At 65.4% G+C, this 15182-nt stretch carries 7 protein-coding genes; all 7 read left to right on the top strand.

Annotated features, from left to right (window positions below):
* Positions 1-11: 11 nt before the first annotated feature.
* The 7 genes from IB255_RS11770 to IB255_RS11740 all read left to right on the top strand — a co-directional run bounded on the left by IB255_RS11770 (position 12) and on the right by IB255_RS11740 (position 15080).
* On the top strand, positions 12-8441 hold the full coding sequence (locus tag IB255_RS11770; protein WP_192210399.1) for an Hpt domain-containing protein: 8430 nt from the start codon (positions 12-14) through the stop codon (positions 8439-8441).
* Entirely contained in the window at positions 8434-9468 is a 1035-nt protein-coding gene (locus IB255_RS11765; protein WP_081519606.1) for a chemotaxis protein CheB, read from the top strand. The genes IB255_RS11770 and IB255_RS11765 overlap by 8 nt, the downstream gene beginning before the upstream one ends.
* A 10-nt stretch (positions 9469-9478) precedes the next feature.
* A complete protein-coding gene (locus IB255_RS11760) occupies positions 9479-9994 on the top strand; it encodes a chemotaxis protein CheW (RefSeq protein WP_225594822.1) in 516 nt (171 codons plus the stop codon).
* Between the two features lie 7 nt (positions 9995-10001).
* On the top strand, positions 10002-10802 hold the full coding sequence (locus IB255_RS11755; RefSeq protein ID WP_081519607.1) for an AraC family transcriptional regulator: 801 nt from the start codon (positions 10002-10004) through the stop codon (positions 10800-10802).
* 75 nt (positions 10803-10877) lie between these two features.
* Positions 10878-11489 carry a LysE family transporter gene (locus IB255_RS11750; RefSeq protein ID WP_081519608.1) on the top strand — a complete coding sequence of 204 codons (612 nt, stop codon included), beginning with the start codon at positions 10878-10880 and terminating at the stop codon, positions 11487-11489.
* Between the two features lie 338 nt (positions 11490-11827).
* Entirely contained in the window at positions 11828-14347 is a 2520-nt protein-coding gene (locus IB255_RS11745) for a hypothetical protein (RefSeq protein WP_192210398.1), read from the top strand.
* Complete coding sequence (locus tag IB255_RS11740) at positions 14337-15080, top strand: hypothetical protein (protein WP_139791635.1); 744 nt, start codon at positions 14337-14339, stop codon at positions 15078-15080. Before IB255_RS11745 ends, IB255_RS11740 begins: the two co-directional genes overlap by 11 nt.
* Positions 15081-15182: the final 102 nt, after the last annotated feature.

Below are 15182 nucleotides of genomic sequence, written 5' to 3'. Positions count from 1 at the left end.
GTGGAGTGGCTATGGGTGATCGGCACGATTATGTCGCCCTGGAATGGGTAAAAGGCGAGATTGCCGAAACGCTCAAGCAGGCGCGGCAAGCCCTCGAATCCTACGTCGAGAACCCCCAGGACCCGACGCGGATGGGCTTTTGCCTGGCCTATATCCACCAGGTGCGCGGCACTCTGCAGATGGTGGAGTTCTACGGCGCGGCCCTGCTCGCCGAAGAAATGGAGTACCTGACCCAGGCGCTGATCGACGGCACGACTTCCAGCCAGAGCGAAGCGCTGGAAGTGCTGATGCAGGCCATCCTGCAACTGCCGGCCTACCTGGAGCGCATCCAGAGCGCCCGCCGCGACCTGCCGCTGGTGGTGCTGCCGCTGCTCAACGACCTGCGCACCGCCCGTGGCGAGAAGCTGCTGTCGGAAACCAGCCTGTTCTCCCCCGACCTGTCCCGCGAATCCCCGGTATTGCCGGTGGACGCCCTGGCGCGCCTGCGCACCGCCGAACTGCCGGCGCTGCTGCGCAAGCTGCGGCAGATGCTGCAGGTCGCCCTGGTCGGCGTTATCCGCAACCAGGACCTGCCGACCAACCTGGGCTACCTGGCGCGCGTCTTCGCCCGCCTCGAATCCCTGTGCAAGGACGCCCCGCTGGGCCGTCTGTGGGTGATCGCCTCGGCGATGATCGAAGGCCTGGCCAACGGCAGCATCGCCAACGGCACCTCGGTGCGTAACCTGCTGCGCCAGGTCGACCGCGAGTTCAAACGTCTGGTCGACCAGGGCGCCGACGCCATGAACCAGCCGGCGCCCGACGAGCTGATCAAGAACCTGCTGTTCTACGTGGCCAAGGCCTCGGACCAGTCGCCGCGCGTGCGTGCGGTGAAGGACGAGTACCGCCTGGACGACGCCCTGCCGGGCGCAGCCCTGGTGGACGAGGAGCGTGCCCGTCTCGCCGGCCCCGACCGCGACGCCATGCGCTCCGTCGTTGGCGCGCTGTGCGAAGAGCTGGTGCGGGTCAAGGACAGCCTCGACCTCTTCGTGCGCAGCGACCGCAGCGGCGTGAACGAGCTGGGCAGCCTGCTGGCGCCGCTCAAGCAGATCGCCGACACCCTCGCCGTGCTGGGCTTCGGCCAGCCGCGCAAGGTCATCCTCGACCAGATCGATGTGGTCAGCGCGCTCGCCCACGGCCAGCGCCAGCCCAACGACGCCACCCTGATGGATGTCGCCGGTGCGCTGCTGTATGTCGAGGCCACCCTGGCCGGCATGGTCGGCCCGAGCGAAGAGCCGGGCCGCGAAGAGAACGTCCTGCCGACCACCGATGTCGAGCAGATCCACCAGGTGGTGATCAAGGAAGCGCGCAACGGCCTGGAACTGGCCAAGGACGCGATCATCGAGTTCATCGCCTCGCAGTGGAACCACGAGCACCTGGCCCGCGTGCCGGAACTGCTGACGCAGGTTCGCGGTGGACTGGCGATGATCTCCCAGGAACGTGCGGCGAAATTGCTGGAAAACTGCAATCGCTACATCCAGGAACAACTGCTGGTGCGCCAGGCCGTGCCGGACTGGCACAGCCTGGACACCCTGGCCGACGCCATCACCAGCGTCGAGTACTACCTCGAGCGCCTGTCGGAAGACCACAACACCCAGGGCGACATGATCCTCGACGTGGCCGAGGAGAGCCTGGACAGCCTGGGCTACTCGCTCAAGCCGCGTCCGTCGATCCTCGACGCCGAGCCGAGCGCCTTCGCGCCTGCTCCGCTGGACAATCCCCTCGACGAGATCGACGTGCTGGCCGCCCAGCCGCTGGCCGAGCCGACCGAAGCGGTGCCCGTGGAGGAAGTCCCGGAACTGGCCGCGCCGGTGGAAATCGCCGACAGCTTCGAGCCGTCCGGCTTCGAGGCCGCCCCGCTCGAAGAGCCGTCGTTCGAACAGCCTGCCCCCCTTGCTTCTCTGGAAGAGCTCGCTCCTTCGGAAGAACTGGCCCCCGTTGAGCAGCCGGCCCCGGTAGAAGAACCGACCCTCGACCTGGCGGACTTCGACGCGCCACAACCCGCCGTCGAAAACGCAGAAACCTTCACGTTCGAATCCCTGGAGCCGGTCGTCGAACCGGCTGCCGTGGAAGAGCCCGCGCTGCTGGCCGACTTCGACCTCCCTCTCGAGCCGCAAGCCCAAGCTGCCGGCGAAGCCGATTCCAGCTTCACCTTCGAGCCCCTGGAACTGGACTCCGGCCTGCCTGCCGCCGAGCCCGTCGCTGAGCCCTCCACCGAACTGCGCGCCTGGACCCTGGACGAAGTCGAGCCGCTGGCCGCCTCTACCGAACCGAGTGCGCCGACCGCCACCCTGGAGCCGGAAAGCCTCAGCTGGGACATCGAGCTGGAGCCGGCTGCACCGATCACCGACACCACCCTGGCCGACGAAGGCTGGTCGCTGGACGACAGCCACAAGGCCGACAGCATCGAGTTCAGCCTCGAAACGCTGGCAGAAGCTCCCGCGCAGCCGCTGGCCGATGAACTGAACTGGAGCCTGGGCGACACCGCTGCGCTGGCCGAGGCGCCGCGCTTCGACGAGCCGGTTCAGGCCGAGCCCGCCGCCACGCCGGAGCTGCTCGAAGACTTCGCCGGCCTGCCGTCGCTGGAGGCCGCTCCGGCCCCGGTGGACGAGCTGAGCTGGGACATGGAAGCGCTCACCCCGGCTGGCGAGAAGCCTGCCGAGGAAGACTGGTTCAGCGTCGACCTGACCCAGCCGGCTGCCGAGTCGCCTGCGCCTTCCCTGGATCTGGACGAAAACTTCGCCAGCCTGGAAGCGCTCGAACCCGCGCCGCTGGCGACCCTGGAATCCCTGGACGACCTGAGCTTCGACGCCCAACCGGCCACTGATGAGCCGTCCACCGCGCAAGTCGCGCTGGTCAGCGATGACAACTGGACTCTGGGCGAGCTGAGCGAGCCGACCGCGCTGGACGCCGGCGTCGACCTCAGCCTCGACGCGCCGCTGCAGCTCGAACCGCTGGAGTCGCTGGCCGAAGCCGAAACGCCCGCCTTCCAGGCCGAAGCCTGGAGCGACGAGAACATCGCCGACCTGGACCTGCCGGAAGTCGAGCTGCCCAGCCCGCCGGCCGAGCCCGAGCCGGTCGCCGAGGCACCGACCAAGCCGCTGTCCCTGGCTGAAGTCATGGCTGCCCCGGTCCAGGCGATCAACCCGCCCGCCCAGGACGTGCCGCCCAGCCTGCTGCCGCCGCCCGCCGACGAAGAACCGATCGACGAAGAGCTGCGCGAAGTCTTCATCGAGGAAGCCGGTGAAGTGCTGGAAACCATTGGCGAACACCTGCCGACCTGGCTGGGGAGCGCCGACGGCCGCGAGTCGCTGACCGAGATTCGCCGAGCCTTCCACACCCTCAAGGGCAGTGGCCGGATGGTCCGCGCCCTGGTGATTGGCGAACTGGCCTGGTCCATCGAGAACCTGCTCAATCGCGTGCTGGATCGCAGCATCACCGACTCGCCGGCAGTGCAACTGGTGGTCCAGGATGTCGTCGCGCTGATGCCTGAACTGATCGATGAGTACGCCGCCAGCGCCCAGCGCCAGCGCGACGATGTCGACCGTCTTGCCGCCACCGCCCACGCCCTGGCCAAAGGACAGCCGGTGCCGCCGCCGAGTGGCGGGCTGCCGGAGTCGGCGCCGCAGGTCGAGGACATCACCCCCGAGCTGGCGGATGTCGAGGAAATCGCTGCGCAAGCGGCCAACGAGGGCCTCGACGAAAGCCTCGACCCGCAGTTGCTGGAGATCTTCCGCAACGAAGCCGAAGCCCATCTGGAAACCCTGGTCGGCTTCCTCGCCGATTGCGCGCAACAGCTGCCGCAGCCGGTGACCGACGACCTGCAGCGCGCCCTGCACACGCTCAAGGGCAGCGCACACATGGCCGGCATCCTGCCGATCGCCGAAATCGCCACGCCGCTGGAGCGGCTGGTCAAGGAATTCAAGACCAACCTGTTGCAGGTGGACCTGCGCGAGGCCGAGCTGCTGCACGCCGCTGAAGGCCTGTTCCGCGTCGGTCTCGACCAGCTCGTCGAAGGCCGCCCGCTGGCGCCCATCGAGGGCAGCCCGGAGCTGCTGGCGCGCATCGCGCAGATCCATCAGGAACGCCTGGAGGCCGCCGAGGCCAAGCGTCGCGGTGAAAGCGGCGAGGGCAGCGGCAACGACCCGCAGATGATCGGCATGTTCCTCGCCGAGGGCATGGACATCCTGCTCGACGCCGAGGACCTGCTGCGCCGCTGGCGTGAACACCCGCAGGAGCGCCACGAACTGGGCGCCCTCTACGACGAGCTGGAAACCCTCAGCCGTGGCGCGCAGATGGCCGAGCTGCCGCAGATGGCGGAACTCGCCGATGCGCTGCTGGCGGTCTACGGCGCCGTGCGCCAGGGGCGCCTGGAAACCGGCGATGCCTTCTTCTCCGCCGCCGAAACCGCCCACGAGGCGCTGATCGGCATGATGGACCAGGTGGCTGCGGCCCTGCAGGTCAGCGCCCGCCCGGAACAGGTCGAAGCGCTGCATCGCTTGCTGGACGCTCCGGTCGCCGCACCGCAAGAGCCTGCGAACGACCAGCAGGACGCTGCGGACATCGAGTCCGTCGACCTGGAAAGCCTCACCGCCGAGGACTTCCCGGCCGAGGACGAGGAGTTCCTCCTGGGCGGCCGCCCGGTGGACGACGACAACCTGCCCGACGGCCTGGGCTGGTCGGCGCGCAACGACAATGACGGCGCCCCGCGCGGCGCCGCCGATGATGACGACGATGAGGTCATCACCGCCGAGACCCCGCATGCCCATCCCGCCCCGCAGCAACCGCCGCGGGCGCTGGACGAGGAAATGGTGGCGATCTTCCTCGAAGAGGCGGTCGATATCCTGGATAACGCCGGCCAGGCGCTGGACCAGTGGCTGGCCTCGCCCGAAGGCCTTGCTGCACTCTCGACCCTGCAGCGCGACCTGCACACCCTCAAGGGTGGCGCGCGCATGGCGGAAATCCGCGAGATCGGTGACCTGTCCCACGAACTCGAATCGCTCTACGAAGGCCTGCTGGACCATCGCTTCCAGCACAGCCAGCCGCTGGGTGACCTGCTGCGTACCTGCCACGACCGTCTGGCGACCCAGCTCGACCAGTTGCAGGCCGGCCAGGCGCTGACCGACCCGGCCGACCTGGTGCAGACCATCCGCACCTTCCGCCAGAACCCGGCCGCCGGCCTGGACCTGCCGCAGGCCCTGGCTGTGCAGCCGGACGCCGTGGCCGAGCAGGACGAAACCCTCGAACTGCCGCCGGTCATCGAAGACGCCATCGAGCTGGAGCTGCCCGCCGAGGTGGCGCCGGAAGCCGAAGCTGCTGAAGGCATCGAAACGGCTGATCCTGAAGCCAGTGATCTGGAAAACATCGAGCTCGACAGCATCGAGCTCGAAGCCATCGAGCCGGAAAGCATTGCTGCCGACGCGGGCGCCGAGCCGGAGCTGGAAGTCACGGCGCAGGATCTCGACCTGCAGGCCTTCCTCGAAGCCGCCGAGGCTGAAGTTGCCGAAGCGCAGCCGGCCGCAGTTGCTCCTGAAGCCTCTGGCGTCCAGGACAGCGAGTACGAGCTGGACGAAGACCGCGACCAGGAACTGGTGGAAATCTTCCTCGAGGAGGGTTTCGACATCCTCGAAAGCTCCTCCGGTGCCCTGCACCGCTGGATGGAAAACCCCGACAACAGCGTCGAGCTGGAAGCGCTGCAACGCGACCTGCACACCCTCAAGGGCGGCGCGCGGATGGCCGAGATCCGCCCCATCGGCGATCTCTCCCACGAACTGGAATTCCTCTACGAAGGCCTCTGCGGCGGACGCCTGCGCGCCAGCCCGACACTCTTCGAGCTGCTGCAGCGCTGCCACGACCGTCTCGCCGAGATGCTCGAAGCGGTCCAGCAGCATCGCCGGATTCCGGGAGGTGAATCGCTGATCGACGCGATCCACCGATTTCGTGCCAACCCCGAAGAGCAACTGAGCATCCCCAGCAGCGTCAGCCTGCACGCGATCAGCTCCGCCCATGCCGTGCCGGAAGGCCCGGAAGCCGACATCCTGGATATCTTCCTGGAAGAGGCCGACGACCTGCTCGAAGCCATGGAACAGGCCCTGGGCCGCTGGGACGCCGAGCGCGAGAACGGTGCGCTCGACGAGCTGCTGCGCATTCTCCACACCCTCAAGGGCGGTGCGCGCCTGGCTGGCCAGACCAGCCTGGGCGACCTGGCCCACGACCTCGAACAGCACCTGGGCGAAGCCCAGCAGCAGGGCGCGCCCTGGCCGGAAAGCCTGTTGATGGATGCGCAGTCCGGCTTCGAGGGTCTGCAGGCCGAAGTCGACCAGCTGCGCCTGCACCTGGGTGAGGTCGAGAGCGCCGAAAGCCAGCCTGAAGACATCGCCGAGGAACCGGTTGCCGAACAACCGGCTCCGGTGAACCTGCCAGCCTTGCCGGAAGCCATCATGGCCGCAGCCGTGCCGCAGCGCATCGATGCGCCGGTGGTGCTGCCCTTCGTCCGCCGTGCCCAGGAAGCTGCCCAGGAAGCCGCCGCGCGTCGTGCGCCGCAGGAACTGGTGAAGGTGCCCGCACAACTGCTCGAAGGCCTGGTCAACCTCGCCGGTGAGACCTCGATCTTCCGTGGTCGCGTCGAGCAGCAGGTGAGCGACGTCGGTTCGACCCTGGGCGAGATGGACGCCACCATCGAGCGGGTTCGCGACCAGCTGCGCCGCCTCGATACCGAAACCCAGGCGCAGATCCTTTCGCGCCACCAGGCCGACGCCGAGCGTGCCGGCTACGAAGAATTCGACCCGCTGGAAATGGACCGCTACTCGCAGCTGCAGCAGCTGTCGCGTGCACTGTTCGAGTCCGCTTCCGACCTGTTCGACCTCAAGGAAACCCTGGCCGCCAAGAACCGCGACGCCGAGACGCTGCTGCTGCAACAGGCGCGGGTCAACACCGAGCTGCAGGAAGGCCTGATGCGCACCCGCATGGTGCCCTTCGACCGCCTGGTGCCACGCCTGCGCCGGATCGTCCGTCAGGTGGCGAGCGAGCTGGGCAAGCAGGTCGAGTTCGTGGTCAGCAACGCCGAAGGCGAGATGGACCGTACCGTGCTCGAACGCATCGTCGCGCCGCTGGAGCACATGCTGCGCAACGCGGTCGACCACGGCATCGAGTCCGGCGAGGCGCGCCGCATCGCCGGCAAGGCCGAGCAGGGCACCATCCGCCTGACCCTGGGCCGCGAGGGTGGCGACATCCTCCTGACCCTCGCCGACGATGGCGCCGGCATCCGCCTGGAAGCGGTGCGCCGCAAAGCCATCGAACGCGGTCTGATGACCGACGACAGCGAGCTGAACGACCACGAGGTGCTGCAGTTCATCCTCGAGGCCGGCTTCAGTACCGCCGAGAAGGTCACGCAGATTTCCGGCCGTGGCGTGGGCATGGACGTGGTGAACTCCGAGGTGAAGCAGCTCGGCGGCTCCATGAGCATCCACTCCAGCGTCGGCGAAGGCACCCGCTTCGACATTCGCCTGCCGTTCACCGTGTCGGTGAACCGCGCGCTGATGGTGCTCTCCGGCGAAGACCTCTACGCCCTGCCGCTGAACACCATCGAAGGTATCGTGCGAGTCTCCCCGTACGAGCTCGAAGCCCTCTACGAGCAGGCTGCCGCCGACGAGACCGGCGCCGCGCCGAGCTTCGAATACGCGGGCCAGAGCTATGAACTGAAATACCTGGGCGACCTGCTCAACAACGGCCAGCATCCCAAGCTGGTCGGGCAGTCGCTGCCGTTGCCGGTGATCCTCGTGCGCTCGGCGGACCACGCCGTGGCAGTGCAGGTGGATGCCCTGGCGGGCTCGCGCGAGATCGTGGTGAAGAGCCTCGGTGCGCAGTTCGCCGGCGTCAGCGGCATCTCCGGTGCGACCATCCTCGGTGACGGTCGCGTGGTGGTGATTCTCGACCTGCTGGCGACCATCCGTGTGCTCCATGCGCAGCATGTCCAGCACGCCCCGCGCCGCCAGCTGGCCGGCCCGGCCGCCGCGGAGATCGAGCACCAGCGCCCGACCCTGGTCATGGTGGTGGACGACTCGGTCACCGTGCGCAAGGTCACCAGCCGCCTGCTCGAGCGCAACGGCATGAACGTGCTCACCGCCAAGGACGGGGTGGACGCCATCGCCCAGCTGCAGGAACACAAGCCCGACATCATGCTGCTGGACATCGAGATGCCGCGCATGGACGGCTTCGAGGTGGCCACCCTGGTGCGCCACGATGAACAGCTGAAGGACCTGCCGATCATCATGATTACCTCCCGTACCGGCGAGAAGCACCGCGACCGTGCCCTGGCCATCGGCGTCAACCAGTACCTGGGCAAGCCGTACCAGGAATCCGAGCTGCTGGAGAACATCCACAAGCTGGTGAAGGCCCATGTCTGAGCAGAGCACGCCGCGGATTGCGGTGATTGCCGATACCTCCTTGCAGCGCCACGTGCTGGCGCAGGCCCTGGCCGGCCATGGCTACCAGGTGGTGCTCAACGCCGACCCGGCGCGCCTTGAAAGCGAGCAGCTGGAAGCCTGCGAGACCGACCTGTGGCTGGTGGACCTGGCGCAGCAGGAAGATTCGCCGTTGGTGGACAACCTGCTGGAGCAGTCGCGGGTGCCCGTACTGTTCGGCGAAGGCCACGCACCGGAGCGGCATTCCGAACATTACCCGCGCTGGGAGCGCCGGCTGGTCTCCAAGCTGCGCAAGCTGGTGGGCGACCCCAGCGCCGGCGTCGGCCGCAGCCTGGCTGCGCTGCTCGACGAAGCGCAGCGCCCGACCCGCGTGACGCTGCCCGATGACCTCGCGGCCTCCCCGCTCAAGGCCGGTGAACCTGCGGCGCAGGTCTGGCTGCTGGCCGCCTCGCTGGGCGGCCCGGCAGCGGTGAAGACTTTCCTCGATGCGCTGCCCGGCGGCCTGCCGGTGGGCTTCCTGTACGCCCAGCACATCGACGCTTCCTTCGAGGCCAACCTGCCGCAAGCGGTCGGCCGCCACAGCCAGTGGCACGTCAACACCGTGCGCGACGGCGACCCGGTGCGCTGCGGCGAAGTTGTGGTGGTGCCGATCTCCCGCGAACTGGGCTTCGACGGCTCGGCGCGCATGCGCGTGGAAGATCGCAGCTGGCCGGAGCCCTACAGCCCGTCCATCGACCAGATGATGCTCAACCTCGCCCAACAGTACGGCGATCGTTGTGGCGTGATCGTGTTCAGCGGCATGTGCAGCGACGGCAGCGCCGCCGCGGCCTACGTGCGCCGCCAGGGCGCGCCGATCTGGACCCAGCGCGCCGACAGCTGCGCCTGTTCGAGCATGCCCGACAGCCTGCGCGAAGGCGGCTACAGCACCCTTTCCGGCGACCCGCGCGAACTCGCGGCGGCGCTGGTCAATCACCTCGCCGAGCAATGCGTCGGCGTAGTCACGCAGTGAGATCGGACCGATGAGTGATCTTCCCGTCGCCAATGCCGGCGTTGCCAATGGTGCTGTTGCCAAGGGTGCCGCGGCCAGCGCCGCCCCCGGCAGCCTGACCGCGCTGCTGGTGCCACTGGCCGACCGCAACCTGCTGCTGCCCAACGTGGCGGTGGCCGAGCTGATCACCTACCGTGCCCCGCACCCGGTGGACGGCCTGCCGTCCTGGTACCTGGGCCAGGTGGCCTGGCGCGACCTGCGCCTGCCGCTGCTGTCCTTCGAGGCGGCCTCCGACGGCCAGGCCGAAGTCAGCCCCGGCGCGCGGGTGATCGTGGTCAACGCACTGGGCGGGCGACCCAACGTGAAATTCTTCGCCCTGCTGGTGCAGGGCATCCCACGTTCGGTGAAGGTTGGCAGCGACCTCAAGCGCGCCGACGTGCCGCTGGCGCCGCTGGAGTTGGACGCGGTGGACCTGGGCGACGCCCAGGCGCGTATCCCCGACCTGGCCGCGCTGGAGCAGAAGCTGGCCGACTCCGGCCTGATCTGAGCCCGCCATGACCGGTGGCCTGCGCCTTGCCCAGCTGGGGGACCAACCCGGCTTCGAGGTCGCCGGCGCCACCCTCGGCGGCCACCGTTTCGAACGCCACAGCCACGACGAATTCGTCATCAGCGCCAACCTGCGCGGCGAGGAAAGCGTATGGCTGGATGGCCGTAGCTTCGACGCCGGCCCCGGCGCCATCACCACCTACAACCCCGGCCAGATTCAGGGCGGCGGTGTTGACGAAGGCCAGCCCTGGCAGTTCGTCAGCCTCTACATCGCGCCTGAGCAGCTGGCCACGATGCTCGGCCTGCAGCGCCTGGAGTTCGAGCGGCCCACTGACCGCCTTCCCGCCCTGGCCGCTGCCCTGGCCGACGCCGTCGAGGGCGTGCTGGGCGATGATGCGTTCGTTCGCCAGCGTGGCGAGGAACGCCTGACGCTGCTGCTGGCCGAGATCGCCCGCGCCATGGGCGTGCGCCTGCCGCAGGAAAGTCTGGAGAATGGCGGCCGGATTGCCGACCTGCAGGACTGGCTGGCCGCCGACCTGGCGCGACAACCCAGCCTCGACGAAATGGCCGCCCACCTCGGCCTGTCACGCTTCCACCTGCTGCGCAGCTTCCAGAAACAGGTCGGCCTGAGCCCCCGGCAGTGGGCCATGCAACTGCGCACCCGGCGCGCCAAGGCCTTGCTGCGCACGGGGCTGCCGGCCACTGAAGTGGCGCACGAACTGGGCTTCGCCGACCAGAGTCACCTGAACCGGCACTTCCGCGCGGCTTATGGTGTGTCGCCGGGCAACTTCCAGCGCGCCCTGCGCTGAGCAATCCGGTTCAAGTCCGGCGGCCGCTGCCCAGGCAGAATTGCGCCATTGCCCCCCCTGTTCGAGAGCTGACCCATGACCCTGTTCTTCGCCGCGCTGCTGTTCGGCATCGTCTTCTGCCTGTCCCCCGGCGCGGTCCTCGCCGAAACCTTGCGCCGTGGCCTGAAGGGCGGCTTCCGCCCGGCGCTGCTGGTGCAGTTCGGCTCGCTGATCGGCGATGCGGTGTGGGCGCTGATCGGCCTCACCGGGCTGGCGTTGCTGCTCGGTCACGAGACCCTGCGCCTGCCGCTGACCCTGGCCAGCGCAGCCTATCTGGCCTGGCTGGGTGTGCAGAGCCTGCTGGATGCTCGCCAGGTCGGCCTGGCGGAGGAGGGCGACAGCGGCGAACACAATGCCGGGGCTTTTGCGTCCGGGGCCATGCTGTCGCTGTCGAATCCGAAGAACATCGTCTACTGGGGCGCGCTGGGCGGCGCCATGGCCGGGCTGGTGAACGGCGTGCCGTCGCTGGCCGATTCGCTGGTGTTTTTCGCCGGCTTCATGACCGCCTCGGTGCTCTGCTGCTTCCTCTGCGCGGCACTGGTGGACTGGCTGCGGCGCAACGCTTCGCCGCGCTGGCACCGGGTCAGCCATGCGTTGTGCGGGGTGGTGTTGCTGGTGCTGGCGGGGTTGGCGTTGCGCGGCGTCTGACGCCGCTTCCTCCCATGTTTTGGGAAGCATCCGAATAGCTGTTCCTGGCCCAAGTTGTTCCCATGCAGGCTCCTTTCCGGACACGGATGCCTGCAATGATCGGATTCTTGCGTGACCTCTATGAAGGCCTAAAGGACGAATACCGAAATCGCCACGACCCACCGCGCGGAATGCCGAGTCGACCGTCTGAATCTCCACCCTGGCCGGCAGCTCCCAGGCCCGCAGAGCCGGCCTCGGCCAAGCCCGCTCCTGAGTCTGTTCGGCCAGCGCTCGATAACCTGGCGCCGCTGAAACACTGGTCTCACCCCTTCAGAGACAAATCCAACGCGCTGGTCCAGTTGACTAACCTGTCCAAGGCCACCGCTGGCTACTACCCGGTAGGGCGCAACGGCATGTGGCATGGCGGTGTGCACTTCGATCCAGGTACCGCCGGAATCATCGACCAATCCAGCGTGCGCTGCCTCGCTGATGGTGAGGTGGTTGCCTATCGGGTTCCCACTCAGAATCCGAAAACCACCTATTTTCCGGCGCCGGGTGTCACGGTTGAAGCGCCTTTCGCGTCCGGGTTCGTGCTGGTGCGTCATCGTCTTGCGGCACCCGCCATAGCGGGAAGCACTGATGCGCCGCCGCAGCTGGTCTTCTACAGCCACTACATGCATCTGGAGGACTGGGCGAGCTATCAGGCAGACCCGGCCAGAGCACTGCCGGCCTTCTGTCGCGCGGGTAGCTATCGGGTCAAGGCCGACGCAGTGGATCAGGGGCCATTGGGGGCTTCGGTTCACGGGGAAGCCAAGGATGGCAGCAAGATATTCGCAACCTTGCCTCGCGGCGCGGCTGTGCAGGCCGCCTATTACGATCTGCTCTTCTTCCGGCTGGAAAGCGTGCAGGGGGTGGACCTTCCCGAACTGGCCGAGCCGATCAGAACCGCCCGCGCCTTCCTGCGTACCTGTGACGTCGAGCGCGTCGAGGGAGGTGCTCGCATAAGAAGCAACGCGCTGGGCCTGCAACGGCACGACGGGCTCAACATTCATGCCGCCGCCAACGCGAAAAGCGATGTGCTGGCCATGCTGCCGCGCGGTACCGAGATCGTCATCAGCGGCGAAGGCGACTATCGCAAGCTGGAAGGCGTCATTCCGGCGAGCCCGGAAGATGCTGGGTTCAGTGCCGATGCCTACGAAGCCCCGCCAGGCTATGTGCGATTCGCGGCACTGGAGCCGATCCTCGCCCCTCAACAGTTGGACTCCGTCGTTGTGCTCGATGAGCCCATACCGATCAAGGCTGGGGAGCTGATCGGTCACCTGGGGCACTATCAGGAAGGCACTGAAACCTCCCCCATCCGCAAGCTGCACCTGGAAACCTTCACCGCCGACAACCTGCCGAAGTTCCTTGAAGCCAGCCGCGCCTGGGCGCAACGCCTGCCGAAGCAAGAACTGGGCTGGCTGAAGATTGCCCGTGGAACCCCCGTTGTCGCACCAAGGGAGAACGGGCCACCCGTACTGGGCGAAAACGGACCGCCTGCTGGCAATGACCTGCTGGTGCCGCGCGCCCTGCTCGAAGGTTTGCCTGCCGAGTACAAGCGCGTCGTGACTTTGCAGACCACCTCCTACAACTGGTATCGGCTCGAAGGACTGCTCAACGATGCTGACGGCAACCCCCTGGATGGCTGGGTTTGCGAAAAGGTCGGCGTCACGCCCTGGGTCAGCCCCTGGCACTGGGAGGGTTACGACATCATTCACGACTACGGGCCGATGGAGCGGAGCCTCGCCTACCGTCTCAGCATTGAAGGCCTGCTGGAGCAAGACGAGCAGGAGCGCTACCGCCCACGAATCGACGCCTGGGACCAGGGCCCGGTGCAAAGCCGTCTCTACGCCATTATCGACAGCAACCGCGACGGCCAGCTCGGCACCGAAGAAATCCGCGCCGCCCTATGCATTCCTGCACGGGCGCAATCCATTTCGCAGCTGGTGGTGCAGTACGAGAGCGAATGGCATTACCGCCAGCCGAAGTGGGATGCGTTGGATGAAGTACTGGGTCATACCACTTCGACACCTCATTTGAACTGGATCGCCGAGAAAGAACGCATCAGGCAGATCAGTTGGTGGAGCGAGGTGGCGAGGAAAGTGGGGCTGCCGGAGGACGGGGACGTATATCACCTGCACCCGATAGGGTTGGTGGCGGCGTTCAGGAAACCTCGGGAGAACACCTACCGGATTTATCAGGACGGAACGATTGAGCGGTATCTATCGCCGGAGCAGAAGCCTGACTCGGCCCGGTATATCTATGTGGATAAAGAGGGTGTCGAACATGACTTTGGGGTGTTTAAGGCGATAGAGGCTGATAAGTGGAAGAGAGAGGGGATGCGGGATGTTGGGAAGGTGTTTTTGATCGATATCAGCGATTTGGGGTCGAATTCGGCAAGAAAATTTGGGTTTAGATTTTTTGATACGCCGAGGAAATATATGAGTATGCCTGCCTTGGCTAGCCTCATTGGCGTTCTCATGGAAGTTCGGTTCAATGATGTCGTATGCACAGGGTTTAGCTTGAGGGATGGTTCTCCAGGGGCTGAAAGTAAACCTCATATAAATGGTCAGAATGGAGACTTTCGATTTCTACGGCTAGACCGGAGCGGAGGTAGCCTGCTTCTGAATAGTGAGCCAGAGGCTTTGGATGAATTTCGGGAGATGGCATTCATTGAGGCTCTCTACAAGTTTGGGTGGAAGCAAATGCTGGCTTGGGAGTACACGCTTAATGGTGTTAAGAAACTTCTTCCAAGAACGGCCCATTACCCAGGTCATCACCACCATCTACATGTTGGTAGGTACCAGCCAAGTATTAAGGATGTAAGTGATGAAAGTTGATCGTGTGATATTTTTTAGTTTTCTTGCGATGGTGCTTTTAGCCTCGGGGCAGGTACGTGCCTCTGAAACTACTAATGAGTCAGTTGGGCTGTGTAGGGAGAGCTTAGAAGCTGTGTCAATCCCGTTTAAAGGTCCGACTGGGATTAGTTCGTATAGATTATTTAATGGCTATCCGCCCGTGGGTTCGCGAGAGACGCAACTTGATAAGGTCCTGGAGAGCTTGAGCTCAAGCGTTAAGTTATTGAATGTCTCATCTGCATGCTTTCGAAGGGAAATGCTGACCTCAGCTGTTCTGTATGCGTCGGGAGGTATTCGGAAGGTCATGAATGGCGAGTTGCTCCCGGTTCGAGTTATTAAAATGGAGAAAGGGTATTTAATGATATTTCTTTATCCTGGATATATAGAGCAAGATGAGACTGGCGAGGAATTGGCAATTGGTATCGCAGAGTATGAGCGAAGTGGTGAGTTGAGGCGTGTGATCGAGAGGGTTTCTTCATGGGCAGGGAATGAGGGAACGCTGCTTTTGCGCGAATCTTGCTTGTATATAGAGTCTATATCGTCGGTTGATAGAAGGGCATATCCCGATGAGGTGACTGAGCAGGGTTACGTAATTAGTTATGAGCTAATGTTTGATATTTCAAGAACTATGGAGTATTTATTTTTTGATGGGAGTGCTTCGCAAGGTGGGTACGAGTGCCCGGGCAACTCTTACATTAGAGCGCATGGAAAATAGAGAACTGGGGTCTTTGCTGAACTTGGTTAGTTTCTGGGTGCAGAAGTCAATACACCTATGGTTCGCGAGCAAGCTCGCTCCTACGAAGAGCACTCCGAGCTG

It is taken from the genome of Pseudomonas sp. PDM22 (genome assembly GCF_014851965.1).
Classification (GTDB): Bacteria; Pseudomonadota; Gammaproteobacteria; order Pseudomonadales; family Pseudomonadaceae; genus Pseudomonas.
This window is presented reverse-complemented; position numbering and strand designations above follow the sequence as displayed.

Coding starts and splice junctions, on each gene's coding strand:
- IB255_RS11770 (WP_192210399.1), top strand. CDS start 12: ATGGGTGATCGGCACGATTATGTCGCCCTGGAATGGGTAAAAGGCGAG.
- IB255_RS11765 (WP_081519606.1), top strand. CDS start 8,434: ATGTCTGAGCAGAGCACGCCGCGGATTGCGGTGATTGCCGATACCTCC.
- IB255_RS11760 (WP_225594822.1), top strand. CDS start 9,479: ATGAGTGATCTTCCCGTCGCCAATGCCGGCGTTGCCAATGGTGCTGTT.
- IB255_RS11755 (WP_081519607.1), top strand. CDS start 10,002: ATGACCGGTGGCCTGCGCCTTGCCCAGCTGGGGGACCAACCCGGCTTC.
- IB255_RS11750 (WP_081519608.1), top strand. CDS start 10,878: ATGACCCTGTTCTTCGCCGCGCTGCTGTTCGGCATCGTCTTCTGCCTG.
- IB255_RS11740 (WP_139791635.1), top strand. CDS start 14,337: ATGAAAGTTGATCGTGTGATATTTTTTAGTTTTCTTGCGATGGTGCTT.